General features: G+C 70.6%; 26 protein-coding genes and 3 pseudogenes. 16 read left to right on the top strand and 13 right to left on the bottom strand.

Annotated elements, in window-relative coordinates:
- Positions 1–242: 242 nt before the first annotated feature.
- From ABD832_RS01350 to ABD832_RS01330, 5 genes and pseudogenes are all read right to left on the bottom strand, one after another.
- On the bottom strand, positions 243–608 hold the full coding sequence (locus ABD832_RS01350; RefSeq protein ID WP_344887092.1) for a hypothetical protein: 366 nt from the start codon (positions 606–608) through the stop codon (positions 243–245).
- A 189-nt stretch (positions 609–797) separates the two neighbouring features.
- Positions 798–1,277 carry a tetratricopeptide repeat protein gene (locus ABD832_RS01345; protein ID WP_344887090.1) on the bottom strand — a complete coding sequence of 160 codons (480 nt, stop codon included), beginning with the start codon at positions 1,275–1,277 and terminating at the stop codon, positions 798–800.
- 162 nt (positions 1,278–1,439) lie between these two features.
- Entirely contained in the window at positions 1,440–2,177 is a 738-nt protein-coding gene (locus ABD832_RS01340; RefSeq protein WP_344887088.1) for a VOC family protein, read from the bottom strand.
- Positions 2,178–2,263: 86 nt separating this feature from the next.
- Positions 2,264–2,356, bottom strand: a pseudogene (locus ABD832_RS01335) (TetR family transcriptional regulator); the annotation flags it as partial.
- 54 nt (positions 2,357–2,410) lie between these two features.
- Complete coding sequence (locus tag ABD832_RS01330) at positions 2,411–2,797, bottom strand: VOC family protein (RefSeq protein ID WP_344887086.1); 387 nt, start codon at positions 2,795–2,797, stop codon at positions 2,411–2,413.
- Positions 2,798–2,860: 63 nt separating this feature from the next.
- Here ABD832_RS01330 and ABD832_RS01325 point away from each other — a divergent pair.
- A pseudogene (locus ABD832_RS01325) lies at positions 2,861–3,472 on the top strand (helix-turn-helix transcriptional regulator); the annotation flags it as partial.
- Positions 3,473–3,540: 68 nt separating this feature from the next.
- Here ABD832_RS01325 and ABD832_RS01320 read toward each other — a convergent pair.
- Entirely contained in the window at positions 3,541–4,521 is a 981-nt protein-coding gene (locus tag ABD832_RS01320; protein ID WP_344887083.1) for an aldo/keto reductase, read from the bottom strand.
- A 230-nt stretch (positions 4,522–4,751) separates the two neighbouring features.
- On the opposite strand from ABD832_RS01320, the gene ABD832_RS01315 reads away from it, so the two are divergent.
- From ABD832_RS01315 to ABD832_RS01300, 4 genes are all read left to right on the top strand, one after another.
- On the top strand, positions 4,752–5,648 hold the full coding sequence (locus ABD832_RS01315; protein WP_344887081.1) for a helix-turn-helix domain-containing protein: 897 nt from the start codon (positions 4,752–4,754) through the stop codon (positions 5,646–5,648).
- 177 nt (positions 5,649–5,825) lie between these two features.
- Complete coding sequence (locus ABD832_RS01310) at positions 5,826–6,794, top strand: alpha/beta fold hydrolase (protein ID WP_344887079.1); 969 nt, start codon at positions 5,826–5,828, stop codon at positions 6,792–6,794.
- 216 nt (positions 6,795–7,010) lie between these two features.
- On the top strand, positions 7,011–7,409 hold the full coding sequence (locus ABD832_RS01305; protein ID WP_344887077.1) for a tautomerase family protein: 399 nt from the start codon (positions 7,011–7,013) through the stop codon (positions 7,407–7,409).
- A gap of 127 nt (positions 7,410–7,536) precedes the next feature.
- Positions 7,537–7,962 (top strand): VOC family protein, encoded by a 426-nt coding sequence (locus ABD832_RS01300; protein ID WP_425582562.1) that lies wholly within the window; start codon positions 7,537–7,539, stop codon positions 7,960–7,962.
- 22 nt (positions 7,963–7,984) lie between these two features.
- Here the strand turns inward: ABD832_RS01300 and ABD832_RS01295 are convergent, their stop codons facing one another.
- A complete protein-coding gene (locus tag ABD832_RS01295) occupies positions 7,985–8,875 on the bottom strand; it encodes a LysR family transcriptional regulator (RefSeq protein ID WP_344887073.1) in 891 nt (296 codons plus the stop codon).
- 76 nt (positions 8,876–8,951) lie between these two features.
- Here ABD832_RS01295 and ABD832_RS01290 point away from each other — a divergent pair, with 76 nt between their 5' ends.
- Positions 8,952–9,689: an aspartate/glutamate racemase family protein gene (locus tag ABD832_RS01290; protein WP_344887071.1), complete on the top strand. Its 738-nt coding sequence runs from the start codon at positions 8,952–8,954 to the stop codon at positions 9,687–9,689.
- 20 nt (positions 9,690–9,709) lie between these two features.
- Here the strand turns inward: ABD832_RS01290 and ABD832_RS01285 are convergent, their stop codons facing one another.
- Positions 9,710–10,615 carry a LysR family transcriptional regulator gene (locus ABD832_RS01285; RefSeq protein WP_344887069.1) on the bottom strand — a complete coding sequence of 302 codons (906 nt, stop codon included), beginning with the start codon at positions 10,613–10,615 and terminating at the stop codon, positions 9,710–9,712.
- A 96-nt stretch (positions 10,616–10,711) separates the two neighbouring features.
- Between ABD832_RS01285 and ABD832_RS01280 the strand changes: the two genes are divergently transcribed.
- From ABD832_RS01280 to ABD832_RS01270, 3 genes are all read left to right on the top strand, one after another.
- A complete protein-coding gene (locus tag ABD832_RS01280) occupies positions 10,712–11,566 on the top strand; it encodes an alpha/beta fold hydrolase (RefSeq protein WP_344887067.1) in 855 nt (284 codons plus the stop codon).
- On the top strand, positions 11,563–12,375 hold the full coding sequence (locus ABD832_RS01275) for an LLM class flavin-dependent oxidoreductase (RefSeq protein ID WP_344887065.1): 813 nt from the start codon (positions 11,563–11,565) through the stop codon (positions 12,373–12,375). The genes ABD832_RS01280 and ABD832_RS01275 overlap by 4 nt, the downstream gene beginning before the upstream one ends.
- A gap of 131 nt (positions 12,376–12,506) precedes the next feature.
- Positions 12,507–12,674, top strand: coding sequence for a nuclear transport factor 2-like protein (locus ABD832_RS01270; protein ID WP_344887063.1), 168 nt, complete (start codon positions 12,507–12,509; stop codon positions 12,672–12,674).
- 164 nt (positions 12,675–12,838) lie between these two features.
- Here ABD832_RS01270 and ABD832_RS01265 read toward each other — a convergent pair whose 3' ends face one another.
- A complete protein-coding gene (locus ABD832_RS01265) occupies positions 12,839–14,353 on the bottom strand; it encodes an alpha/beta fold hydrolase (RefSeq protein WP_344887061.1) in 1,515 nt (504 codons plus the stop codon).
- Positions 14,354–14,795: 442 nt separating this feature from the next.
- Between ABD832_RS01265 and ABD832_RS01260 the strand changes: the two genes are divergently transcribed.
- Positions 14,796–15,794: an NAD(P)/FAD-dependent oxidoreductase gene (locus ABD832_RS01260; RefSeq protein WP_344887059.1), complete on the top strand. Its 999-nt coding sequence runs from the start codon at positions 14,796–14,798 to the stop codon at positions 15,792–15,794.
- A gap of 37 nt (positions 15,795–15,831) precedes the next feature.
- On the top strand, positions 15,832–16,512 hold the full coding sequence (locus ABD832_RS01255) for a class I SAM-dependent methyltransferase (protein WP_344887057.1): 681 nt from the start codon (positions 15,832–15,834) through the stop codon (positions 16,510–16,512).
- 84 nt (positions 16,513–16,596) lie between these two features.
- On the opposite strand, the gene ABD832_RS41995 is transcribed toward ABD832_RS01255, so the two are convergent.
- Entirely contained in the window at positions 16,597–17,070 is a 474-nt protein-coding gene (locus ABD832_RS41995) for a tyrosine-type recombinase/integrase (protein ID WP_425582559.1), read from the bottom strand.
- 388 nt (positions 17,071–17,458) lie between these two features.
- On the opposite strand from ABD832_RS41995, the gene ABD832_RS01250 reads away from it, so the two are divergent.
- The gene (locus tag ABD832_RS01250) at positions 17,459–17,794 is read left to right on the top strand and encodes a peptidase inhibitor family I36 protein (protein WP_344887055.1); all 336 of its coding nucleotides are present in this window, start codon (positions 17,459–17,461) and stop codon (positions 17,792–17,794) included.
- Between the two features lie 451 nt (positions 17,795–18,245).
- On the opposite strand, the gene ABD832_RS41990 is transcribed toward ABD832_RS01250, so the two are convergent.
- Together ABD832_RS41990 and ABD832_RS01245 are read right to left on the bottom strand one after the other, a co-directional pair.
- A complete protein-coding gene (locus tag ABD832_RS41990) occupies positions 18,246–18,458 on the bottom strand; it encodes a tyrosine-type recombinase/integrase (protein ID WP_425582561.1) in 213 nt (70 codons plus the stop codon).
- 107 nt (positions 18,459–18,565) lie between these two features.
- Positions 18,566–19,315: pseudogene (locus tag ABD832_RS01245) on the bottom strand (hypothetical protein); the annotation flags it as partial.
- A gap of 1,124 nt (positions 19,316–20,439) precedes the next feature.
- On the opposite strand from ABD832_RS01245, the gene ABD832_RS01240 reads away from it, so the two are divergent.
- From ABD832_RS01240 to ABD832_RS01230, 3 genes are all read left to right on the top strand, one after another.
- A complete protein-coding gene (locus ABD832_RS01240) occupies positions 20,440–21,012 on the top strand; it encodes a hypothetical protein (protein ID WP_344887051.1) in 573 nt (190 codons plus the stop codon).
- A gap of 46 nt (positions 21,013–21,058) precedes the next feature.
- The gene (locus ABD832_RS01235; RefSeq protein WP_344887049.1) at positions 21,059–21,283 is read left to right on the top strand and encodes a hypothetical protein; all 225 of its coding nucleotides are present in this window, start codon (positions 21,059–21,061) and stop codon (positions 21,281–21,283) included.
- A gap of 345 nt (positions 21,284–21,628) precedes the next feature.
- On the top strand, positions 21,629–21,868 hold the full coding sequence (locus ABD832_RS01230) for a hypothetical protein (RefSeq protein ID WP_344887047.1): 240 nt from the start codon (positions 21,629–21,631) through the stop codon (positions 21,866–21,868).
- A 591-nt stretch (positions 21,869–22,459) separates the two neighbouring features.
- Here the strand turns inward: ABD832_RS01230 and ABD832_RS01225 are convergent.
- Complete coding sequence (locus tag ABD832_RS01225; RefSeq protein ID WP_344887045.1) at positions 22,460–23,380, bottom strand: GlxA family transcriptional regulator; 921 nt, start codon at positions 23,378–23,380, stop codon at positions 22,460–22,462.
- Positions 23,381–23,503: 123 nt separating this feature from the next.
- Between ABD832_RS01225 and ABD832_RS01220 the strand changes: the two genes are divergently transcribed.
- On the top strand, positions 23,504–24,709 hold the full coding sequence (locus tag ABD832_RS01220; protein ID WP_344887043.1) for an MFS transporter: 1,206 nt from the start codon (positions 23,504–23,506) through the stop codon (positions 24,707–24,709).
- Positions 24,710–24,777: the final 68 nt, after the last annotated feature.

Raw genomic sequence — 24,777 nt, 5'->3', positions numbered from 1 at the left:
GGCGATAGAATCAGGGTCGTGCCGGGGGCGCGGGAAACGACCGCGCGGGAAACGATCATGAGGGAAACGGTCGCGCGGGAAGCTCGGGACCCCGGGGCACGGTGACCATGCGACGGGTCGCCGAGGAGATCGTGTACGGCCGGCCGGTCCTCCACGGCCACTTCACCGGCAAGACGGAAGGCCCCGGCACGAGGACCACGGACGCCCTGCCCGATGGCGGGGTGCGGCGCCGGGGACGCGTACTACCCGGCCCCGTCCGTCCTGTCCGTATCGGCCCGGCCGGGGACGGCGCGATCAGGCTCGGCGGTGGTCACCGGGAACAGCTCCAGCTGCTCGTCGCCGGGTTCCGAGGTCGTCAGCTTCAGGCAGCGCCGGCAGGTGACCGCACCCCGGTCCGGATGCGCCGCACCCGGATCCCACCCGCTCACCCCGACCATGCACGCCGGACCGGGCATCCGCTCCCCGCCCAGCCAGCGCGTCATCACCACCGCGTGCACGATGCCCGACGAACGCACCCGCAGGTTCGAACCGTCGGCATAGGCCGACCGCGCCGACGCGGCGAACACGGCCAGCGCCTCGTACAGCTCCGGCGGCTCCTCCGTGGCCATCAGCCCTCCCCACCGCGGGCGACCGGCGACTCCCCGGTGCCCTCGCCCGCAGCCTGCAGCCCGTCGTCACCCATGGACCCAACCTAAGCGCTCGGCCCCTTCGTCCGAAGACGCGGATGTTCCCCGGCACCTGCCCGGGGCTCACCGCCCTCCGGCCGCCGGGGAGAGGTCCGGTCGCGAAAGGCGCGGTCAGACGGTGTCGCCCAGCTGTTCGGTCAGCCGCTCCAGGCCCCCCTTGATGATCTTCCCGTACTCGTCGTCGCCCAGTGCGCCGATCCGGGCCCGCGCCTGCCGCAGGTGCTCGCGGGCGCGGTCGAGGTCGCCCAGCTTGCGGTAGCAGTCGCTCAGGTTGAGGTGCAGCGACGGATACAGGCCGGCCACCGAGAGCGGCACCCCGGCCTGCGCCACCCGCTCATCGGTGACCAGCGCGACGGCGTCGAGCGCCCGCAGGTCCCACATCAGCTCCTGCCGTACGTCGTCCTGCACGTCGGCCATCGAGTGGGCAAGGACGCAGACGTGCAGCGGGTCGCCCTGCTCGCCGCCGATGTCGTCCCAGATCTGCGCGAACAGCTCGCGCGCGGCTTCACGCCGGCCCTGGTGGTGATGCAACTCCACCCCCTGGCCGATCCGAGTCATCGTCGGGTCGGCGATCGTCGGGTCGGTGGTCATGAGCGGCTCCTTCACCGTCGGCCTGTTGCCCGGTACAGCTCAACGATCTTCGAGTCTCCGGCCGGCCGGTCCGCCCGGCGGATCCCGGACGACGACCGCGGTGCCGGACCGGGTCCGAGGCCCGGGGGGCGGGTCCGGCGGCCGGGGTGGCCGTGCCGGAGGTCAGCGGGGGGTGAGGACGTCGAACTCGTTGCCCTCGGGGTCGGCCAGGCACGTCCACGGCACGTCGCCCTGGCCGAGGTCGACGTCGGTGGCGCCCAGGGCTCGCAGCCGGGCCACCTCCGCAGCCTGGTCGTCGCCGGGGTAGGGACGGAGGTCGAGATGGACGCGGTTCTTCACGGTCTTGACGCCGGGCGTGCGGAGGAACTCCAGGTACGGGCCGACGCCCCTGGCCGAGCGCATCCTCGCGTGGTCGTCGGTGACCTCGTGCAGGGTCCAGTCGATCGCCTCGTCCCAGAACCGGGCCATGGCCCGCGGGTCCGCGCAGTCGACGACCACCGCGGCGATCGGCCCGGTGTCCCGGTAGATCTCCCGCGGCTCCAGCACACAGAACTCGTTGCCCTCCGGGTCGGCCAGGACCGTCCACGGCACGTCACCCTGGCCTATGTCGGCGGGCGTCGCGCCGAGCCCCTTCAGGCGCTCGACCAGCTCCGCCTGATGGGCCGCGGAGGTGGTGGCCAGGTCGACGTGCACCCGGTTCTTCACCGTCTTGGGTTCCGGGACGGCGATGACGTCGATGCAGACGGCGACGGGGTCGGGGTAGGCGAAACCCACAGGCTCGAGGTTGGTCACGCCGGGTTCCTCGCTGTCGACACCCCAGCCGAGCGCCTCCGCCCAGAACCGGCCGACCGCGGAGTCGTCCCGGGCGTTCATCGCAATCTGAACAAGCCGCATCGCCATGCCGCCGATGCTATACCCGCGTGGATCAAGGAATCGCGGGGAACGGCACGCCTGCGGCCCGACCGGCGGCACCGGGCGGGCGCAGGGCCGTCGACGAGGAGCCCGACCAGGCGGCGCGCGTCGTAGCGGGGGTCGCTGTCCGCGCCGATGCAGAGGTTCCCGACCCCGCGCATGAGCTCGGGTGAAGTGCCGCTCGATCGCCGTGGTGTACGTCGTCGGCCGGCCGCTGGTGCTCAGTCCTGCGTGGAGATGCAAAAGGGGTGGCCCGCGGGGTCCAGCAGGACCCTGCGCTCATCGGGGTGCGGCTGGACAGGGGGTTCCACGGCTCCCAGTGCCAGCATCCGCGCATGGGCGGCGTCCAGATCGTCGACGCCCAGCTCCATGTGAGCCTGCTTGCCCTGGGACGGGTCCGGCCAGGTCGGACGCCGGTAGTCGGCCACCCGGATGAAGCCCAGCCCGGACGACCCCTCCCGGCCGAGCAGGACGAAATCGTCGCTGGAGTAGACGACGGGCAAACCCAGCGCCTCACCGTAGAAGCGGGCCAGCTCGGCGGGGTCCGGGCAGTCGAAATCGACGGACAGCAAACGGATCGCAGGCCCGGACGTGGGTTCGGTACTCATGAACAGGACGCTACGACGCGACCAGGACAGTTACGGTCCTGGTCATGGGGAACACTTCGAAGTGTGATCAGCACCTCAGCCCGCCTGCTGCGACTGGTCTCGCTGCTGTCCACCCGACCGGCGTGGACCTGCCGCGAGCTGGCCGGGCAAATGACGGTCACCGACCGCACGGTCCGGCGAGACATCGCCCGGCTGAGAGAACTCGGCTACGGCATCGAGTCCGACCCCGGACCCTGGGGCGGCTACCGCCTCAGCGGTGGCACCCGGATGCCACCACTGATCCTCGACGACCAGGAAGCACTCGCCGTGGCCGTCGCACTACGAGAGGCCGCGCTCAGCGGCGTCCTGGGCACAGACCAGGCCGCACTGTCGGCGCTGCTGAAACTACAACAGGTCCTGCCGCCCCGGATCGCAGACCGGCTGGCGGAGATGGACGCCACCTTCGTCCACACCCCCAGACCCGAGGAACCTCAGATCTCGCCCGGCATGCTGCTGGAACTGGCCGCCGCCTGCCGCCATGGCGAGCGCACCCGGCTTTCCTACCGCGACCATGCGGGAAAGACCACCGTCCGAGACATCGACCCCTACCGCCTGGTGCACACAGGCAGCCGCTGGTACTTCGTCGCCCGAGACGTGGCCCGGGACCAGTGGCGGACATTCCGGGCCGACCGGGTGGTACGGGTACAGCCGACCGGACATGTCGTCGAACTCGTCGACCCGCCCGACCCGGCGCGGCCGGGGTTCTACCGGTCGACGGCGGCCATGTTGGTCTCGTCGTGGCGTTCGCCGGCGGCGGGGGTGAGGTTGTCGAGCCGCTCCAGCTGGCCGGGGGTGAGGTCGACGGTGTCGGCGGCGGTGTTCTCCTCGACGCGGGCGACGCGGCGGGTGCCGGGAATGGGTGCGATGTCGTCGCCTCGGGTGAGCAGCCAGGCCAGCGCGATCTGCGCCGGGGTCGCGCCGGCCTCGGCGGCGATGGCCTCGACCTCCTCGACGACGCGGAGGTTGCGCCGGAAGTTCTCGCCGGTGAAGCGGGGGTTGGTCTTGCGCCAGTCGTCGTCGGGGATGTCGTCCGGGGTGCGGATCCGGCCGGTGAGGAACCCGTGGCCCAGCGGCGAGTAGGGCACGAAGCCCACGCCCAGTTCCCGCAGCAGCGGCAGGAGCTCGTCCTCGGGGTCGCGGGTCCACAGCGAGTACTCGGTCTGCAGCGCGGCGAGGGGGTGGACGGCGTGGGCTCGGCGGATCGTGGCCGGGCCGGCCTCGGACAGGCCGATATGCACGACCTTGCCCTCGGCGACCAGGTCGGCCAGCGCGCCGACGGTCTCCTCGATCGGGGTGTTCGGGTCGACGCGGTGCTGGTAGTACAGGTCGATGCGGTCGGTGCCCAGCCGCCTCAACGAGCCCTCGACGGCGGCGCGGACGTTGGCGGCGCTGCTGTCGGTCACCCCCGGCCCGCCCCCGGAGTGGGAGACGAGGCCGAACTTGGTGGCCACCACGACCTGGTCACGGCGGCCCTTGATCGCTCGGCCGACGACCTCCTCGCTGTGGAAGGGCCCGTAGATCTCGGCGGTGTCGATGTGGGTGACGCCCAGCTCGAGCGCACGGTGGACGGTGCGGATCGACTCGGCGTCGTCCAGCCCTCCACCGCTGGTGTAGGTGCCGGCCATGGTCATGGCGCCCAGCCCGATCCGGGACACCTCCAGCCCGCCCAGGGACACATGCCTCATCAGCTGACTCCTTCGTCGTGGTCTCATCCTCGCGGCCGAACACGGCTCCCCTTCGGACCGTGCCCGCTCGATGCCAGGCGCTCGCCACGGCTTGACCGGGCGCGAGGAAAGGGTGGCCGGTGGCATCTGCGGACCATGCAACCCGCTGCCCGAACCGGGGAGAAGTCACCACCGGAAGGTGTGCCACCAGCCCACCCCTCGGCCTGCGGCACTCGCCTAACCTGGGAAGAGTGGACAACCGCGAAGAGGTCAAGACCTTCCTCACCTCCCGCCGCGCCAAGATCGGTCCCGGGGAGGCCGGGCTGATCGACTCCGGGCGCCGCAGGGTGCCCGGCCTGCGCCGCAGCGAGGTCGCCGACCTGGCCGGGGTCAGCGTGGAGTACTACGCCCAGCTGGAACGCGGAGACCTGGCCGGGGTCTCCGGCAGCGTCCTGGACGCCGTGGCCCGCGCATTGCGCCTGGACGAGGCCGAACGCGCCCACCTGGCCGACCTCGCCCGTACCGCCGGCCCCGCGGCCCGCCCGCACCGCCGCAGGCCCGCCCAGCAGATCCGCCCCGGCCTCACCCGCATCCTGGACGGCATGACCGCGATCCCGGCCATGGTCAACAACGGCCGCCTGGACGCCCTGGCCGCCAACCCCCTCGGCATGGCCCTGTTCGCCCCCGTGTTCGCCGACCCCGCCCGGCCCGCCGGTCAGATCGCCAATCACGCCCGCTTCACCTTCCTGCACCCGCGCGCCCACGCCTTCTGGCCCGACTGGGACCGTGCCGCCGACGACGCCGTCGCCACCCTGCGCACCGAGGCCGGCCGCGACCCCTACGACAAGCAGCTCAGCGACCTGGTCGGTGAGCTGTCCACCCGCAGCGACGCCTTCCGCACCCGCTGGGCCGCCCACGACGTCCGCCTGCACCGCACCGGCACCAAACACCTCCACCACCCCGTCGTCGGCGACCTTCACCTGACCTACGAGGTCCTCGACCTGGCCGCCGACCCCGGCCTGTCCCTCATCGCCTTCACCGCGCCTCCCGGCACCCCCGACGCCGACGCCCTCGAACTCCTCGCGAGCTGGGCCGCCACCCACACCCCCGCCGACGCCCTCACCCCACCCGGCCGCACCGCGACGTAGGCGGTGCCCCGCGTTCTCCCCGGGGGTCTCCGGAAGCCCGCGGATGACACGGTGGACGGTGGGGCACCCGGCCCGGGCTCCGATCGGCCGCGGGAAGGACCGGGTCTGGGCAGGGACGGGGCCGGCGGGTGATGATGCCCGTGTCCCGAGTGACCGTCGACGGCGGGAGGTACGAGGATGCGGCATGCCGACTGGGGCGCACGGTCACCCCGGTGGGCCGGGATCCGCAGCGAGGAGACCGAGGTCTGCGGCACGGCCGTCCACTACCTGAGCGCCGGTTCCGGCCGGGAGGGGCCCACCCACCTGCTGGTCCATCCCATGGCGGCCGGCGCGTCGATGTTCCTCGACCTCATCGGCCCGTTGAGCGCCCTCGGGCCCGTCGTCGTCCCCGACCTGCCGGGCACCCTCTTCGGGCGGACCGGCCTGCCGCATCCGCGGGCGGCCCGAGCCGGGCCGAACGCGCGTTTCCTGCGGGCGTTCACCGCCCGGCTCGGCATCGAGGACGCGGTCGTCCACGGCTGGTCCATGGGCGGGCTGGTGGCGCTGCTGTTCGCCGACGCGGCCCCGGACCGGGTCGCACGGCTCGTGCTCACCTGCCCCACGCTGCCCGGCCCGCTGCCCGCCGACGAGGTGCTGTTCTGGCGCCTCCTGGGCGGGCCGCTGCTCGCGGCCGTACCACCGCTCGCGCGGGCCGCGCTGCGGCTGACCGGCAGGCGGCTGCTCGACCTCAAGCTGAGCCGGTACGCCGACCCCGGCGCCCGGCCGGCCGGAATGGCGGGCGACGTGTCGCGGCTGTCACCGGACATGACCGCGTTGCTGGCCGACGAGTTGCGGCACGCCCGGCCCGGCGGGCTGGACGCGGCCGTCACGGCCTTCGCCTCGGTCCTGTCGGCCCTGTTCGTCGACCGGAGCCCCGTCCACCGGGCGATCGCCCGGGTGGGGGCGCCGACGTTGCTCCTCTGGGGCGACCGGGACGGCCTGATCACCCGGAGCGCGATCGACGACCTCGCCGCCCGTCGCCCCGACTGGGAACGGCGGATCTTCCCGGGCGCCGGGCATCTGCTGCCACTGGAGACACCGCACGGCTACACCGAGACGGTCGGCCGATGGCTGGCCTCCCCGGGTCGTCTCGATCGTCGGCCGTGAACGTGACGGAAGCGGGAGGCCACGGCATCCCGGAACGACCGCCGTACGGGCGGCTCACCGCTCACGCCGCTTTCTGTACCTACTAGTATGTACGATTACGGTCATGGACACGAGCGCGGACTCGGGCCTCGTGCACGCCCCGGGCGTGGACGGTGCCCCTGCTCACGTGCGCCGTCCCCCGTACCCCGCAGCATCCGTCAGGAGGATCCGACCGACATGCCACTTGTTCGCATCGACGCCCTGCGTGCCGACCGTGACCGGCTCGAGGCGCTCGGCCGCGCCGTGCACGACGCCCTGGTCCAGACGATCGAGATCCCGCCCGGCGACCTGTTCCAGATCCTGAACGGCCACGACGGCCCCACCGGCATGCTGCGCTACGGCGACCATCTCGGGCCGCACCGTGACGACGGCGTCGTGATCGTCACGATCACGATGCGCTCCGGGCGCACGCCCGACCGGAAACGGGCCCTGTACCGGCGGATCGCCGAGCTCGCCCAGGAGTACGCGGGGACCGAGCCGCGGAACATGGTCGTCGTCCTGAACGAGAACGAGCCGGTCGACTGGTCCTTCAGCGACGGCGTCGCGCAGTATCTCGACCCCCCGATCGGCGCGTGACGGGCACCGCCACGCCGGGAAGACCTCGAAGGCGATGTCGAGAACGGCCCGGCGGCTCCGTCCCGGGGGCCGACGCGGCCACCGTGGCCGCATCGCACGAAGGAGACCCGGAATGACGATCCAGCGGATGGACAACGTCCTCATCGTCGTCGACGACCTTGACGCCGCCGTCTCGTTCTTCGTCGAACTCGGCATGGAACCAGAGGGCAGGGCGCCCATCGAGGGGGCCTGGGTGGAGAGCGTCATCGGGATCTCCGGCGTCCGGCAGGAGGTCGCGATGCTGCGGACCCCGGACGGCCACGGCCGGATCGAGCTGGCGATGTTCCACACGCCCAAGGCGATCGCCGCCGAGCCGAGGGACGCCCCCGCGAACACGCTGGGCATCCGCCGCGTCATGTTCGCCGTCGACGACATCGAGGACGTCGTCGCCCGCCTGCGCGCGCACGGCGCCGAACTCGTCGGCGAGCTGGCGCGGTACGAGGACAGCTACCGGCTCTGCTACGTCCGCGGCCCCGAGGGCATCGTCGTCGGGCTGGCCGAACAGCTCGGCTGAGGACCGCCGGAGGCGTCCCGGGTCATTCCGTGATCGCGTCGTGGACGGCCCGTACGGCGGCGCGGACCGCGGGGATCCGGTCCGCCTCGCGGTGGTGGATCAGGTGCAGGGCACGGGGCCGCAGGCCGGGCACCTCGCGGACGGTGACGCCAGGGTCGCGGAACGCCCGGAGCGCGAGCCGGGGGAGCATCCCGATCCCGAGGCCGCGGGCGATCAGCGACTGGGCGACCACGTAGTCGTCGCTGCCGTGCCGGATGTCCGGCGTGAAACCGGCGGCCAGGCAGAGCCGTTCCAGGTGGGCGGTGCACCGCTCGCAACCGGCGATCCACCTGTCGGCGGCCAGGTCACGCAGGTCCACCGTGGCGGCCCCGGCCTGCGCGTGCCCGTTCGGCAGGACCAGCCGCACCGGGTCCTGTCCCACGGGGACGCCCAGCAGCCCGGAAGGCACGGTGAACGGCTGCCCGTCGTGGGCGAAGGTCATGGCCAGGTCCGCCTCCCCGGCGGTGACCAGCTCCAGCGCCTCGGGCGGCTCGGCCTGCAGCAGCCGCACGTCCAGCGCGGGATGACGCGCGGCCAGCAGGCTCATCGCCGCCGGGACGACGGTGGCGGCGGCCGAGGGGAAGGCGGCCAGGCGCACGGTGCCGCCCTCCAGCCGGGCCAGCGCGTTCATCTCGTCGGCCGCGGCGTGCAGGCGGGTGGCAAGGGCGTCGGCGTGCTCCAGCAGCGCCCGGCCCGCCTCGGTGAGCTGGATCCCCCGGGGGCGCCGCAGCACCAGCGGCAACCCGGCCTGCCGTTCCAGATGACGCAGGTGCTGGCTGACGGCCGGCTGGGTCCAGCCCAGAACACGGGCCGCGCCCGCGATCGACCCCGAGCGGGCGACCTGGCGGAAGACGAGCAGTCGGTGGGCGTCCACGACATAAGTATTTCTTGGGTCAGGACCAACATGTTCACGTCTACCTATGAGGCCGGACACGCGGGAGGCTGGTGCCATGACACGAACCATCGGCCTCATCGGCGGGATGAGCTGGGAATCCTCCGCCGAGTACTACCGCCTGCTGAACGAGGAGACCCGGCGCCGCCTCGGCGGCCACCACTGCGCCCGGAGCCTGCTGCTGACCGTCGACTTCGCCGAGATCGAGGCCATGCAGCGGGCCGGCGACTGGGCCGCCGCGGGCCGGACGCTCGCGGCGGCGGCCCGGACCCTGGAGAGGGCGGGCGCCGACATGGTGCTGCTGTGCACCAACACCATGCACCGGGTGGCCGACGTCGTCGAGGCGGAGATCGGCGTGCCGTTCCTGCACATCGTCGACGCCACGGCGAGCCGGATCGCCTCCGCGGGGATCACCACCGTGGGACTGCTGGCCACCCGCTACACCATGGAGATGGACTTCTACCGCGACCGGATGCGCGCCCACGGCCTGGAGGTGATCGTCCCCGGCGAGGAGGACCGCGCGCTCGTCCACGACGTCATCTACCGCGAACTCACCATGAACCGGGTCGAGGACGCCTCACGCAGGAGCTACCGGCGGATCATCTCCACCCTCGCGGACCGCGGCGCCCAGGCGGTGATCCTCGGCTGCACCGAGATCACGCTGCTCATCGGCCCCGATGACAGCCCGATCCCGGTCTTCGACTCCACCAGGATCCACGTCGAGCGGGCGGTCGACATGGCACTGGCGCCCGGTACGGGCCGTGCGGCGGCGCCCGCGGCCGGGGCGGGCCGGTAGCGCGGCCCGGGCCGCACACGTCAGGCGCCGGCGGACGGTGGCGCGAGCCCGGCCGCGACCTCGGCGGCGATGTCGATCGCCCGGCGGGCGAGGGGCGAGCGGGTACGCCCGGCCCGCCAGTGCAGGTAGATCTCCCGTGGCGGCAGGGACGGCCGTAGCTCGTGGACGCTGAGCCCGCCGTCGGACGGCACGCCGGCGCCGCGGACGGCGAGCCAGGGCAGCACCGCCGAGCCCAGGCCGGCGCGCACCATCGACAGCAGGGTGTCGTTGACCGCGGTGCGGAACACGATCCGCGGGCGGGCGCCGCCGCGGGTGACCGCCTGTTCCATCCAGGGCTGGGAGCAGGTCAGCGGCCAGGCCACCATTGGCGCGCCGTCGAGCCGCTCCAGCGGGACCGGGCCGTCCGGGAAGGTGCCGGCGCGGGCCACCAGCAGGTACGGGTCGTCGAGCAGCTTGAGGTGCTCGACGTCGTCGTCGACACGGCCGTCGTAGAACAGCAGGTCGAGGTCGCCGATCCGCGGCTGATCCGGCTCCTCCTCGGACAGCCTGATGTCGCAGCCGGGGTGCTCGTCCCGCAGCCGCCGGACGACCGACGGCAGGATCACGTTGGACACGCTCTGGAAGGTGCCGATGTCGATCCGGCCGTCCCCGGCCTTGAACCGGTCCACGGCGTCGGCCAGCGCCTCCGCCCGCGCCAGCAGGTCGCGGCCCTGGCCGAGGACCACGGAGCCGAGCGGGGTGAGCCGTACCGGCCTGGGACCGCCCGGCCGATCGAACACCTGGCCGCCGACGGCCCTCTCCAGCGCGGCGATCTGCTGGCTGATCGTCGACTGGGTGTATCCCAGGCGGGCGGCGGCCCGGCCGAACGTGCCCTCCTCGGCGACGGCGGCCATCGCCGCCAGGTGGCGCAGCTCGATGTCGGTCACGAGACCCAGCGTAACAACGCACATCGCCACGAACGATCGATCCGATCGGAAATCATCGCTTTTCACGATGTAGCCGCGGACCCTAGCGTGCCGGACATGACGACTCACCGATCTCATGGCGAGCGGCTCCTCCCGGTCGGCGGGGTCGAGCTCTGCGTCGAGACCTTCGGCGACCGCGCCACCTCGGCGATCGTGCTGGTGGCCGGGGCGGGAGCCTCGATGCTGTGGTGGGACGCCGGCCTGTGCGAACGGATCGCCGCCCACGGCAGGTTCGTGATCCGGTACGACCATCGGGACACCGGCCGGTCGACCTGCTACCCGCCGCGACGGCCGGCGTACTCGTTCACCGACCTGGCCCTGGACGTGCTCGGCATCCAGGACGCCCTGGGCGTCGAGCGCGCCCATCTGGTCTGCCAGTCGATGTTCGGCGGGATCGGGCTCATCCTCGGCGTGGACCATCCGGGCCGGGTCGCGTCGCTGACGTTCGTCTCCAGCTCGACCGGGGCCAGCGACCTGCCACCGCCGTCGGACGACCTGGCCGTGCCGCCCGAACCGGACCCCTCCGACGCGGCCGCGGTCGTCGAGAGCGTGGTCGCCGGCGCGAGGGCGTACGCCGGTGACTCGCCGTACTTCGACCGGGCCGCGACGCGGTCGCTGGCCGAACGGGACGTGGCGCGCGCCAGGGACTACCGCTCGACCCTGGTCAACCACTACGCCGTCGGGTTCGACGGTCCGGCCCGAGGCGGGTTCGGCGACATCGCGGTGCCGACGCTCGTGGTCCACGGCGACCGCGACCCGGTCCTGCCGCTGCCGCACGGCCGGGCGTTGCGCGACGCGATCCCCGGCGCGGAGCTGCTGGTCCTGGAGGGGGCCGGGCACGACCTGCCCGCCGGGGTGTGGGACGCCTTCGTGCCGGCCCTGGTACGGCACACCGGGAAGGACCGCTCGTGAACCGGCTGCGGTCGGCACTGTGGCTGCCGCTCTTCGACGACCTCGCCGATCCGCGGACGGTCGCGCGCCTCGCCGCCGACGCGGAGGAGGCCGGGTGGGACGGCTGCTTCGTGTGGGACCAGATGTACTGGCGGGGACCGGCCCGGCCGGTCGCCGACCCGTGGATCACGCTGGCGGCGGTCGCGTCCGCGACCGAGCGGCTGCGGATCGGCCCGATGGTGTCGCCGCTTCCCCGGAGGCGGCCGGCCAAGGTCGCGCGGGAGACCGCGACGCTGGACCGGCTCAGCGAGGGCCGCCTCATCCTGGGTGTCGGCCTCGGCAGCGACCGGTTCGGCGGCGAGCTGTCCAGGACCGGCGAGCAGCTCGACGACCGGCGGCGCGGGCGGATGCTCGACGAGTCCCTGGCGATCCTGGCCGCGGCCTGGTCCGGCGAGCCGGTACGCCATCGCGGCGAGCACTACACCGCCGACGACATCGCGTTCCTCCCGCGGCCGGTTCAGCGGCCCGGCGTGCCGGTGTGGGCCGCCGGGTTCCCGGGCAACGTCAGGCCGGTCCGCCGGGCCGCCCGGCTCGACGGCTTCTTCCCGGCCAATCTCGACCACCCCGATCGGCTCGCCGAGGTGGTCGGCGTCCTCACCGAACTGCGCCACGGCGAGATGGGCTCGTACGACATCGCCGTCGGCCTGCCGGCCGGTGCCGATCCCGGGCCCTACGCGAGGGCCGGCGCGACCTGGTGGCTGCCGGAGTTCGAACCGGGCGTACGGCTCGACACCGTCCGTGGCGTGCTCCGCGACGGCCCGGCCGCGTGAGGACGTCACCGGGGAAGACCGGAACGCGTCCCGGAACCGGACGACTCCCGAAGTCGCGACGTCCGATCGGCGATCACGCCCGCCGGGGCGGAAACCGCGGTCCGGGCCGGCGGGGTCTGGAGGTCGTGCGCATGGTCGAGCAGGACGACGTCGTCATGGCGGAGATCAACGGGACGGTGAAGCGGGTCGCGGGCGGCGAGGTGCGCCTGTCCATGGCGGAGGTGTTCGTCATGCGCGACGGCAGGATCGCCGAGCGCCGCGCCTGGGTCGTCGAGCTGAAGGAGAACGACCACCGCTGACCCGGGGGACCCGGACGGCGCGGGCCCGTGCCCGTACGGCGGCGCGTGCCGGTGACCCGCGTGCACGGGTGCGGGTGCCGCCGGACCACGGGACCGTGGCCCGGCGGCACCCACCCGGTGCGGATCTCACCCGGACGAGCCGCCCGGGGGGACGCCCACCGGGGTCAGCGGGCGGGGGAGGACGCGACCGGGCCGGCCGCCCAGTGGTCCGGGCCGGTCGGCCACGTCCGCGACGGCGCCTGCTGCCTGAGCGTTCTCTCCTCGCCGGTGCCCACGGCGCAGCGCGTGCCGTGCGGCGGCACCTTCAGCGAGATCAGGTACTCGTCGAAGATGTCCGTCTGGCACTTGTCCTTGCCGTAGATGCGGTGCCCCCAGCCCTCGTACGTGAGCAGCACCGCCTTGGGCCCGAGCTGGCGGGCCGCGTTGGCGGACCACATCCACGGGGTGGCCGGGTCGTGCAGGGAGTTCCCGAGCAGCAGCGGGGCGTCACCCGTGTACCGCAGCGCGTGCGGCGGGTTGGTGGTCGGGTGGTTCATGCAGATCGGCAGGTCGTCGATCGGGTACGGGTGGTACCGCGTGTCGGGCGCGAGGTGGTTGGAGACGCGCATGAGCGCCGCGTACTCCCGGTAGTTCCGCAGCCGCAGGTTGTAGTCCTGGCACAGGACCAGGGTCGGCAGGTGCGCGACGTCGCCCTCCACGGGCTGCCGTCCGGGCAGCGGGGGAGTCCACTCCGGTGTCGGCCCGCCGTTCAGCCAGTGGATCAGCTCGGCCAGCAGCCGCCAGGCCGGCCCCTCGGTGCCCAGCGCGGCGTTGTAGATGACCTGCAGCTCGGTCATCGTCCGGTCCGTGCCCGGGTACGTCAGCTCACCGCGCCGCGCCTTCTCCCGCAGGTCCTTCCAGATCGCGCGGATGTCGCGTCCGTGCAGGACACAGCCGGTGTCCTGCTCGCACCAGCCGACGAACTGGTCGAACGCGTCCTCGATGGCGATCGCCTCGGTGGCCAGGAAACCCGCGACGCCGAGGCTGTGGTCCATGTTGCTGTCGAGCCCGAGGGCCCGGACGCGGCCGGGGAACAGCTCCGCGTACATCTGGCCGATCAGCGTGCCGTACGAGATGCCGTAGTAGGTGAGCTTCTCCTCGCCCAGGGCGGCGCGCAGCGCGTCCAGGTCGCGGGCGACGTCGGCGGAGTCGACGTGGTCGTACAGCGGGCCGGTACGGGCGCGGCAGTCGGCGTGCAGTTCCCTGGTGAACGCGTCCCAGGCGTCGAAGTCGGCCTGGCTTCTCATGACGGTGTGCGGCATCCGGTTGTACACCGACGCCGAGCAGATCACCGGGTTGCTGCGTCCCACGCCGCGGGGGTCGAACCCGACGATGTCGAACCGCCGTTGCAGTTCCTCGGTGTAGGACCCGGGGGCGCCGTACACGGCCTCCACCCCCGACCCGCCCGGACCACCGGGGTTGATCACCAGCGAGCCGATCCGCGCGGCCGGGTCCGTGGCCGTGCGCCGCGCGACGGCGATGCCGACCTTCGCCCCGCCCGGCTTCGCCCAGTCGACGGGCACGCTCAGCGTGCCGCACTCGGCGGCGGGCTCCTCCTCGCAGGGCGTCCAGGTGATGGTCTGCGGGGCCACCACCTCGGCGTCCGCGCCGGCCGTCGAGGTCGGTAAAACCGTCGACATCACCAGCAAGGCGGTGAACCATAAGGCTCTTTTTCGCACAATGCTCCAGTCTCTTGACGATCCTCCGTAAGAGCGTGTGACTGTAGCCGATCACCACATATGTGAAAGCAGAAATCGCCAAGAGTAATGATATTTGCTCTATATGCGGTTATAGGGATCCGTCCGCGTCGCTCGGGCGGCACCGTGGGGGAGGGCGGCGTGACCCCGTGGACACCGGGCGATTTCCGGCTCTCGGCGTCGGCCTCCGGGACGAGAGCGCGGTCGCCGCACCACTGCGCCGCTTCGCGGTCTCCCGGGGTCCGACGCCCACGCCCACGCCGAGGGCAGACTCGAAGCCCTCAGGGCCGGCCCACGGTCGTCCGGCCTTTTGCCGAACCGGCAACAAGGTTTGCCGTACGGCGACAGGGAGGCGCAGTATCTCCACCGGATGGAGGTACGTCTCATGACCGAACAGGAAACGCACGCCGGGACCGCCGGGAGCGGACGACGGGACTACGACGTGGTGGTGGTGGGCGGCGGGGCCGCCGGGCTGAGCGGGGCGCTCGCCCTGAGCCGGGCCCGGCGCTCGGTGCTGGTGATCGACGCCGGTGCCCCGCGCAACGCCCCGGCCGCGCACGCGCACAACTACCTGACACGCGACGGGACACCACCCCTGGAGCTGCTGGCAGCGGGTCGGGAGGAGGTGACCGGCTACGGCGGCCGGATCACGCGGGGCGAGGTCGTCGCGGCCGAGCGGCTGGAGAGCGGGGAGTTCCGCGTCGCCCTCGGGGACGGGTCCGCGGTCACGGCGCGCCGGTTGCTGGTGACCACCGGCCTGGTCGACGAGCTGCCGCAGGTGGCGGGGGTGGCCGAGCGGTGGGGACGGGAGGTGGTGCACTGCCCGTACTGCCACGGCTGGGAGGTCCGCGACCGGCCGATCGCCGTCCTGGGCACCGGGCCGTTCGCGGTGCACCAGGCCCTGATGTGGCGGCAGTGGAGCTCGCAGGTGACGCTGCTGCTGCACACCGCGCCCGAGCCGGGCCCCGAGGAGAACGAGCAGCTGGCCGCCCGTGACATCGCCGTGGTGCGGGGGAAGGCCGAGGCCCTGGAGGTGACCGACGACCGGCTCACCGGGGTGAGCATGGCCGACGGGCGGACGATCCCCTGCCGGGCCGTGGTGGTCGCGCCCTACTTCACCGCCCGCGCGGGTGTCCTGACGAGCCTGGGGCTGGAGGCCACCGCCCAGGAGATGGGCGGGCACGTGATCGGCACCTACATCGCCTCCGACCCGACCGGGGCGACCACGGTGCCGGGGGTGTGGGTGGCTGGCAACGTCGCCCTGCTGAACGAGATGGTGATCGGGGCCGCCGCCGCGGGCCTGCGCGCCGGCGTGGCGATCAACACCGACCTGATCGCCGAGGACACCAGGCTGGCCGTCGCCGCCCACAGGGGCGACCGATGACCCCGTCCGGCACGGGACCACGAGGAGGGAACGACCGATGACCCACGACACGCACGACACGCATGGCGCCCATGGCACGCACGGCACTGGCACCGCCTCCGAGGAGGAGTTCTGGGACGGCCGCTACGGCGAGAGCGAGCGAATCTGGAGCGGCGACCCGAACGCGGCCCTGGTCCGGGAGGTCTCCGGCCTGGAGCCGGGCAGCGCCCTGGACCTGGGCTGCGGCGAGGGAGGCGACGCGATCTGGCTGGCCCGGCAGGGCTGGCGTGTCACCGCCGTCGACATCTCCGGGGTCGCCCTGGAGCGCGCGGCCCGGCACGCGGCCGCCACCGCCGGGGACGTCGCCGGTCGCATCGACTGGCGACGACACGACCTGGCGGCGTCCTTCCCCGAAGGGACCTTCGACCTCGTCTCCGCGCAGTTCCTGCACTCTCCCGGGGACATGCCCAGGGAGCGGATCCTGCGGGCCGCGGCCTCGGCGGTCGCGCCGGGCGGGGTGCTTCTGATCGTCGGGCACGCCGGGCCCCCGCCGTGGGAGGAGTCCGGCCCGCACCGGTCGCTCCCCACCCCGCGGGAGGTGCTCGACTCCCTCGAACTGCCCGGCGGCGAGTGGGAGGTGCTGGTCAGCGAGGAGCACCCGCGCACCCAGATCGGCCCCGACGGGCGACCGCACGTCCGTACGGACAACACCCTCAAGCTCCGGCGTCTGACCGGCTGAGCCCGCCGCACTGCACCGCCCGCCCGGCCGACGCCGCCCGCGCCTACGCAACCGCGGCCCGCGAGCTCGGCGTCGACGCGGCCCTCACCGACGTGGTGGGCTATCGAGCGTGCCGGGAGGGGATGAAGGATCGACGTCAGGGGCTCCCATTATGAGAGGCCCATGGTGGGGTGAGGACGTCCGGTTCATCCGCTCGGCCGGCAACTCACGGGAAGCGCGAGCGCGTTTTTCACAAGTTGCCTGGTTGCCAGTCAGCGGCGGCGGGTCGCGTCCGGCCTGCTGGCGGGCGAGGGCTTCGAAGGAGAGGCAGGCGTAGCGGGCAAGGGAGGCGACCGAGGTGTGCCCGGAGTAGGCGGACAGCGTGGAGGTGTTGACGCCGTCCTCGGCGGCGTGCGTCAAGGCAGAGTGGCGCAGCTGATGCAGGGTCCAGCTGATGCAGGGTCCGCGGCCCGTTCGGCAAGCCAGCTGTGGCGTTGTCGAACAGCTCGGCGGCGCGGCGGTAAGACAGTCGGGCCCGGCCGGAGAGCCGGTCGAGGTCGCAAGGTGGCAACTCGACACGGACGTGGCAGTCGGCGAGGAACACCGGCCCGGTACGGCGCCCGTCCAGCAGGCGGGCGGTGGCGGTGCGCCAGACGATGATGTCGACCGTGCCGCCCTGCCGCCGTACCTTGGCGCACCGGTTGGGCAGGGGGAATTCCTCGGTGTCCAGGGCGAGGACTTCTTGTCCGGGCGGCGAACTTGTACAAGAGCCAGAACGCCCCGGAGATGAGGTCGAATCGTATCTGCAGGACGACAGCCGACACCCAGGTGTATCACTCAAAACGTCCGGATTCGATTCAACTCGAATCATTAGGACGCGGCGCAGGAGCAGTGTTCGCTGTGAATACCGCTTTTACGCCGCCCTGCCGGTCGGTGGCGAGATGATCCTCTGACGTGAGGGGATCGCATGTTCGCTGTCAAGCCCGTCTTAGGCGCCCTGCTCCTAGTCGGCGGGATCCCGGCTGGAGCGCTCGGCCCGGTCACCACTGCGCCTACAGGGAACTCCGAAACTAGGATCATCGCAACGTACAAGGGTAAGAAGATCGACCTTGGCAAGGGATGGCAGGGGGCCCAGGCGTGCGCCGAGTTCGCCGTCGGCGACGTTCGCTGCTATGACACCGCCACGGAAGCGGATCTGGCCACCCAGCCCGCGAGCGAGGTGGGCACCCTAGGCAGACCCGACTGTCCCAGCAGGTGGGTGTGCCTGTGGCAGGACGAGAACTTCACCGGTAGGCGACTGTAGTGGTCGGCGGCAGGTACCAAGGAGCTGAAGGATTGGGATTTCCGCGACAAAACAACCAGCGTGTTTGTGAACCGGATTCAGAACGGCATGACAGCCACCAACTTCCGGCCTCTCCTGGACGAGCGCTCCTTCTACTGCGCGGGTTGCTCCTACAGCAACCTCACCAGCTCTGGGTGGAACGACAAGATAGACAGATAAAGATTTAGAGAATGCCCGAGAGTACCTTAGGTCGCTTAGCGACCTGTGGTGAAGTACGGGAGGCCCCCAGCCGTAGAGGTCCCAGCCCTTGGAGCCGCCCACCACGCTGGTCAGGCCACGCTCGATGAGGTCTCCGATGTCGGCGGCGGTCACCGGCGGATCGGTCAGTACCTCACAACGTGGAGGTCAGCGCCCTCCACACTCCCCAGAGCGCGTTGCTCATCAGTACTTCCCTTACCTGCGGGATGAAGTATCAGTAGTCGAGGGCGCGGTCGACGAGATCGGCGATTTCGGTGGGGGAGGCACGGAAGTAGCGGGCGGTGGTTTCGATGGAGGTGTGGCCGAAGAGGGCTTGGATCTGGGCGTGATCGGCGCCGGCTTCGCGCAGCCGGGTGGCGTAGGTGTGGCGCAGCCGGTGCGGGCGCAGGGCCGGCAGGCCCGCGTCCTTGCCGACGGCGCGGACCACGTCGGTGACGCCGTCGACCGACAACCGTCCTGACCGACCCACAGCCCGTCCCCGACCTGCTCCGCCAGGTTGGGCCGCGCGGCCAGCAGTTCGGCGCGCGCCTGCAGCCAGGCGGTCAGCCGTTCGCGGGCCGGGACCGGTAGGGGGACGGTGCGGACTTCGTCGCCTTTGCCGTGCAGGCGGGCGGTGCCGCTGCGGGCGGTGAAGGGGATGTCGCCGGTGCGCAGGCGTTGGCATTCCTCGGCGCGGGCGCCGGCGCCGAGCAGGAGGGCGATGAGGGCGGCGTCGCGGGGGCCGCGGCGGTCGGCGGCGCGGCGGACCGCGTTCTCCTGCGCCCGCGACAACGCATCCGGAGCTCCAGGCTTGGGCACGCGGGCGCGTTTGACGGCCAGGCGCAAGCTAGGTCCGTGTTCATACAACAACGTCACCGCAGCCAAGGCCTGGTTCACCGTCGCCGGCGAGGCGCCCGCGGCGAGGAGGTGGCGGCGCCAGGCGGTGACGGCGGCCTCGGCGCCGACCAGGTCGACGAACGCATCCGCGTGCTCGGCCGCCCGGGTGAGCAGCCAGTCGCGGTAGGCGATGGCTTGGCGCCGGTAGGCGGTCACCGTGTTGGCCGCGAGCGCGCACCGATCGAGATGCGCACCGAACGCGGCCAATGCCGCCTCCGCCGCGGCCGCCACCGATCCCGGCTCGAGACCCGGCCGGAGCGCCACCACGTTGCCGGCTCCGGAGCCACCTCGGTTGGCAACGTGGTTGTCGACCCGGCCGCCCTCCCACTCGCCGCCGTGATTGTCAACCGGGTTGCCGGTTCCGGCGTCGCCACCATTGTTGATCTTGCCGTCGGCGCTCGCGGTCATCCTCCGGACCCCTCTCCTTCTTATCCGGGGAGTTTTTCCGGCGTTAGCTCAGGCCCCGCCCGGAGGTTATCCGGGGAGATCATACTCACACTCCCCGGATAATTTCACTTATCCAGGGAGTGCCGGTATGAATCGGAGACTCAGGCTCACAGGCCAAACGTCGGCGTGCCCCGTCCCGGTAAACCCTCCACCTCCAGAGCCAGAACCGAGTAGGCGCTCGATAAGATCATCTCTAATTCTCGAGACGACATGTAGCTCACACTCGGCGCATGGACCGGAGAGGAACGAGAAAGACAGGTGAGCACTCGACGGGCGAGTGCTCAATATTTCAGATCTTCTACGGTAACGGCGATCTGATACGAGATTCTCGATGGCCTTATTCATCCGATCGACTCCGTTCCAAAGGCCCTACTAGTTCATGTCGAGTCCTCGGCTCTTGGCGTCGTCGATCGTCGCCCAGGCGCACAATCCGTCGAATCCTCGAAACTACTGTTTTGCACTCTGACCGGAAATACGAGGGTCAAGTGTCTTATTGGCCTGTCCGGCCGAAACGACAACCCGTCCCTTCCGCATCGTTGAGCGTGCGGGTGGGCAAATTCCTCAGTCGCGCATTGCATCGTTGATCCGCTGAGCTGGCCATCTAAGGGTCCGATATTTACCTTATGAACCCATTGGTACCCTAATTGACAATATGTCTTTTTCGCATGTTTTGCGTTAAATGAACCCGTAACATTTTTATCTCACCATAGAGAGGGAGTAGCGGTTCGCTACCGACACAGTACTGTTGCTTCAGAGTGCGGCAAATCTTGTGCAAAGGGAGGATGAAGTTGCCTAAATGGGTTATATCGGTCAGAAGTTTTTTTCGGCGAGTTCTGCTGACTTCCCCAACGGTGGTGTTATTAGCGGTAGCCGTCTCTCTATGTGGGGCGCTGACTGGAATAAATTCTGGCCCGGTTCGATGGGCCCTCATTGCCGCCACGACGATCTGTGCGGCGCTTGTAGCAATAGCAAACCGGCTTAATCACTCCCTTGCGGAAGAGTATAAAAAAGAACTCGAACAGAGTCGAAAAGAATCAGATAGATACAGAAAAGATTCTAAGGGGTACCAAGGGGTCGCATCGAGGATGGCGAAGATGCTCGCAGGCGGGCCTCTTCCGGTGATCTTGGCTCTGGGACATGCCTGCAGAAAAAGACCGGACGATTCACGAAGCGCCATCACGAATCTCACGCTAAAGATCTTGGGTACGGCGCGTAAGCTGTGCGGACAGGTAGAGGATCGCGACACCGTGCATGCCGCGTTCTACCTGCTGAACGGCGACAGAAGACTTCACCTTGCCCAAAACACATGGGACGAGGCGGGACTAAATGCACCACGAAAGGTGATCGGCGACAGTGGACCTCAAGACGTAGAGTTGGTCCAATTCGCGCTCAATGAGCTAAGCCACCCGCTACGGTTTCAGTACTCAGAAGACATCAACAAGTTCCACAGATTTTTAGGCGCGTTCGAGGTTAACGCTACCTACCGTAGCTGCGTGGTGGCAACAGTCGGGCTGGGTGACGGGGCCAGCGCGCTGAGGCAGGGTCTCCTTGTTTTGGTATCACACGAAGTTGGAGCTTTCGGACGTTCGGACGCAGAGGCTCTGCGTCTCTTGGCCGGCTTGCTGGCTGCAGCCCTGGCGCATGGCAACGATGTGTGAGACTGTCGTAACAACAGGTAAGTCATCACCTGGAAGGGATCGCTTAATGACTGACAAAGATCAAGAGCAAAAGCCGCGCGATTTAGCCTTAGAAGATGACATGGTCCAGTCTGCCGAACGCGTTGTATCTGACGAAATCGGCGAGGATGAGTATTTTCGGGCGGTTGAAGAACACGCTCAACGACTCGCCGATACAGAGGCCAAGCGGGCTCGCGCTCGCTACGAGACCAGGTCAAGAAGTGCTAGCAGCACCACCTCCGCCTCGCGGTGATCTGCCGATCGTCACCTGCCTGCTGCTGGTGTAAACGGTGCCAGCCCTCCCGGACAAAAGACCTTAGTGACAGGCATGTCGGTCAATGAGTTCATACATGTAGCTGGCTTAAGCGCTCTGTGCCCCATCACTGCCCTCCCACGCCGCGTCGCTTCAGAAGGCGTTTTAGGCGATGTCGACGGCCGCACGGTAGGTCGCAGGTGCCACGTGCCGCGCGCCGGTCCGCCGCCGAAATTCCACTTCCCAGGCCCGCTGCCTGACCTGCGGTTTCAGGAAAAAGCGACCGCTTTGCTCCGTGGTCCGGCGACCTCGCTGCATTGGTCTTCGGCTGGCAGAATGGCCGCCATGGCCTACGCCCCCGCCCCCGCCCCGGCCCGCGAGGAGTTCCTTGGCCTCCTGGAGCACCTCGGCCTCACGGATCACTCCGGCACCGGAGACCTTCCCGGCCCGCCCCCCGGCCGCATCCTCACCGGCATCACCGATCTCGACGCCGTTCTCATTGACCTGCCCGCCGGCGGCACCCTGACCGCCGTGGCCTCTCGCCCCGGTGTGGGAAGCACGACCCTGCTGCTGGCCTTCTGCTGAGGCGCCGCCTTCGCCCGCACCACCCCCACCCTGCTGGTCAGCTACGAGTCCTCCCGCCGTCACCTGATCACCCGTCTCACCTCGGCCGAAGCTCACGTCGTCGGTCACGCGCTGCGCTCCGGCGCCCTGCGCGACGACGACCGGGACAGGCTCGCCCGGGAGCCTCCTCTCATCCGCCACCGCTCTGCGTAAACCCGTCGTGGCCAGGACCGTCAGGTTGAAAAGAGCTCACGTAGAGAAAGTTCTCATCCGAGGGTTGTCGTTGCGGTCCGTCTCGGCGATGTCCCTTGCCTGCTTGTCGTCATGCGCAGAAGCGATCCAAGTGCGGGCGTAGGTCCTGACATGGTGCCGAGTACGGCGGCGATCTCGTCCACGCCGAGCGTGGCGGTCTTGGTGAGGACCGGCTCACCGTCGAGGGGCCGGATGCCGTCCCTCAGGCGGACGAATCCGCGGGCTGAAGGCGTCGGCTGGTCGGCCTCCGGGCCGATCCGGTCGGTCCCGGACGAGCGGGGAGATCCAGGACCTGGTGGTGCGCCCGGCGGAGAATCCGGCCGGTGGAGGAGCGGAACGCGGCGGAGCCGCGCGGGACCCTCAGCGGAAGGAGCGGCGATAGGCGGCCGGGGTAGTGCGCAGGGCGGTGTGGAAGCGGCGGCGGAGGTTGACCGCTGAGGAGAGGCCGACGCGGGCGGCGATGGTCTCGACGGGCAGGTCGGTCTCCTCCAGCAGGGCGCGGGCGGCGGCCAGGCGGCGCTCCAGCAGCCAGCGGGCGGGCGGGACGCCGAGCTGGTCGGTGAACTGGCGGGTCAGGGTGCGGGAGGAGACGCCCGAGTAGGCGGCCATGTCCTCGACGGCGATCTGGTCGGGCAGGCGCGACAGGAGCCATTCGAGCAGGGGGGCCAGGGAGTCCGGCATGGGGCCGGTGGTGGGGAGGGGAGGGTACTGGCGCTGGCAGCCCTCGCGGTACGGGCCGGCGGCGAGCTGGCGGCCGATGCGCATGGCGTGCGCCGCGCCGTGCTCCTGGAGGACCTGGTGAAGGCAGAGGTCGAGGGTGGCGGCCGAGGCTCCGGCGGTGGCGACGTCGCCGTGATCGACGTAGATGACGGTGTCGTCGGGGATGACGCGGGGGTGGCGGGCGGCGAGTTCGCCGGAGAGTTCCCAGTGGACGGAGGCGCGGCGTCCGTCCAGGAGGCCGAGGGCTGCGGGAACGAAGATTCCGGCGCAGACGGCGACGATGCGGGCGCCTCGGGCGTGGGCGTGGGAGACCGCGTGCAATACGGCGGGCGAGGGGGTGAGGACCCAGCTTGCGATCACCACGGTGTCGGCGTCGTCGAGGGCTTCGAGGCCGCTGTCCACCTGGATGGGGGTGCCGAGGGTGGTGGGGAGGGAGCCGGGGTGTTCGGCGCACAGGCTGAAGCTGTAGTGCTGGGTGATGTCGGGGCCGTGGTAGCCGAAGACGGCCGAGGCGGAGGTGACCGGGTAGAGCTCCTGGTTCGGGGCGACCACAGCGACCACGCGATGCGGGCTGGGAGGCGTCGGGGGCGTTTCCGGGCAGTCCAGAGGCATGGCGTAAATATACTCAATGATGTCATTTGAGACACCGGTGCTGTGATCTGGAAAAATAAAGAATCAGGGCTCATGTGGACAAGGAGCTTCACCCTCTACTTCGGAGCCCGCACGATCTCGCTGCTCGGTGACGCGATGATGCCCGTCGCCTCGGCGCTGGCCATCGGGAGGATCTACGGGATCGCGGGCGTCGGCTACGTGCTGGCACTCTGGACCGCGTCTGCCGTGCTGGTCATGTTGTTCGGCGGGGTCGTCGCCGACCGGATCGGCGCCCGGCGTTTGATGATCGGCGCGGACGCGGTCAGGGTCGTCACCCAGGGGGTCGTGGCCATCGCCTTCCTGGACGGCGCCCCGCCGTACCCCCTGCTGCTGGTGACGGCGTTCGTGTCAGGCATGGCCGCCGGGATGTTCGAACCGGGCGTCAACGGCATGGTTCCCCTGGTCGCCGGAGATCCGCAGCGGGCCAACGCGACACTGAAGATCGCCGAGGCGGTCACCCATCTCGCGGGTCCCGCACTGGCCGGAGTCCTCATCTCCGCCGCCGGGCCGGTCGTCGTCTACACGGTGGACGCCGCGACGTTCCTGGTCAGCGGGGTGTGCTTACTGCTGCTCCGGGTCGCCGTCCCCAGGACGGAGCCCTCCGACGTGCTGAGCGACCTGCGCAGGGGCTGGGAGGAGTTCACGGCCATGAACTGGATGTGGTCGGTCATCCTGGTCTGGGTGTTCTGGGGAGTCCTGGTGATCGGGCCGTACGTACCGCTGTCGTCACAGGTCATCGGGGCCGAATACGGCTGGGTGATGATGGCGCTCGGCCTCGGCACCGTGCTGGGCGGGCTGGTGGCGATCAGGCTCAGGCCGCGCAGGCCGCTGGCGGCCGGGGCGGTGGCGTTGAGCGGGTACGCGGCGGTGCCGCTGACGGTCGCGCTCGGGCTGCCGCTGCCGCTGCTGATGGGCGGGCACCTGCTCGGGGGGTGCGCGTTGGCGTTCTGGTCGGTGATGTGGTCGACCAGCGTGCAGACGCAGGTGGCGCCGGACGTGGTGAACCGGGTCAACGCCTACCAGGTGGCCGGGTCGGTCGCGGGCATGGCGGCCGGGCAGGCGCTGGCCGGTCCGGTCACCGCGCTGGTCGAACCGCGCACCTTCATGCTGGGGTCGGCTCTGGTGACGGTCGGCGTGGTGGCGGCACTGCTGGCGATCAAGCCGGTCAGGCAACTGGGCCGGGAGCCCCGGGAGGCCGCAGACCGGTCGATCCCGGTCGTGGCCGGCGTGGCGCCGTAGCCGGTCATCACGGTCGCGCAGGACGGCCTTGGCCAGTCCCTCGCTGTCGAGGACGAGGGTGCCGCCGG

The organism is Streptosporangium longisporum (assembly GCF_039534895.1).
Classification (GTDB): domain Bacteria; phylum Actinomycetota; class Actinomycetes; order Streptosporangiales; family Streptosporangiaceae; genus Streptosporangium; species Streptosporangium longisporum.
Note: the sequence above shows the minus strand (reverse complement) of the source record. Positions and strands in the feature narration are given on the sequence as shown.

Bases quoted from the DNA above. Each gene is read 5' to 3' on its own strand.
- ABD832_RS01350 (WP_344887092.1), bottom strand. From the start codon at position 608: ATGGCCACGGAGGAGCCGCCGGAGCTGTACGAGGCGCTGGCCGTGTTC.
- ABD832_RS01345 (WP_344887090.1), bottom strand. From the start codon at position 1,277: ATGACCACCGACCCGACGATCGCCGACCCGACGATGACTCGGATCGGC.
- ABD832_RS01340 (WP_344887088.1), bottom strand. From the start codon at position 2,177: ATGGCGATGCGGCTTGTTCAGATTGCGATGAACGCCCGGGACGACTCC.
- ABD832_RS01330 (WP_344887086.1), bottom strand. From the start codon at position 2,797: ATGAGTACCGAACCCACGTCCGGGCCTGCGATCCGTTTGCTGTCCGTC.
- ABD832_RS01320 (WP_344887083.1), bottom strand. From the start codon at position 4,521: ATGAGGCATGTGTCCCTGGGCGGGCTGGAGGTGTCCCGGATCGGGCTG.
- ABD832_RS01310 (WP_344887079.1), top strand. From the start codon at position 5,826: ATGCGGCATGCCGACTGGGGCGCACGGTCACCCCGGTGGGCCGGGATC.
- ABD832_RS01305 (WP_344887077.1), top strand. From the start codon at position 7,011: ATGCCACTTGTTCGCATCGACGCCCTGCGTGCCGACCGTGACCGGCTC.
- ABD832_RS01300 (WP_425582562.1), top strand. From the start codon at position 7,537: ATGGACAACGTCCTCATCGTCGTCGACGACCTTGACGCCGCCGTCTCG.
- ABD832_RS01290 (WP_344887071.1), top strand. From the start codon at position 8,952: ATGACACGAACCATCGGCCTCATCGGCGGGATGAGCTGGGAATCCTCC.
- ABD832_RS01280 (WP_344887067.1), top strand. From the start codon at position 10,712: ATGACGACTCACCGATCTCATGGCGAGCGGCTCCTCCCGGTCGGCGGG.
- ABD832_RS01270 (WP_344887063.1), top strand. From the start codon at position 12,507: ATGGTCGAGCAGGACGACGTCGTCATGGCGGAGATCAACGGGACGGTG.
- ABD832_RS01265 (WP_344887061.1), bottom strand. From the start codon at position 14,353: ATGTCGACGGTTTTACCGACCTCGACGGCCGGCGCGGACGCCGAGGTG.
- ABD832_RS01260 (WP_344887059.1), top strand. From the start codon at position 14,796: ATGACCGAACAGGAAACGCACGCCGGGACCGCCGGGAGCGGACGACGG.
- ABD832_RS01255 (WP_344887057.1), top strand. From the start codon at position 15,832: ATGACCCACGACACGCACGACACGCATGGCGCCCATGGCACGCACGGC.
- ABD832_RS01250 (WP_344887055.1), top strand. From the start codon at position 17,459: ATGTTCGCTGTCAAGCCCGTCTTAGGCGCCCTGCTCCTAGTCGGCGGG.
- ABD832_RS01240 (WP_344887051.1), top strand. From the start codon at position 20,440: ATGGCGAAGATGCTCGCAGGCGGGCCTCTTCCGGTGATCTTGGCTCTG.
- ABD832_RS01235 (WP_344887049.1), top strand. From the start codon at position 21,059: ATGACTGACAAAGATCAAGAGCAAAAGCCGCGCGATTTAGCCTTAGAA.
- ABD832_RS01230 (WP_344887047.1), top strand. From the start codon at position 21,629: ATGGCCTACGCCCCCGCCCCCGCCCCGGCCCGCGAGGAGTTCCTTGGC.
- ABD832_RS01220 (WP_344887043.1), top strand. From the start codon at position 23,504: ATGTGGACAAGGAGCTTCACCCTCTACTTCGGAGCCCGCACGATCTCG.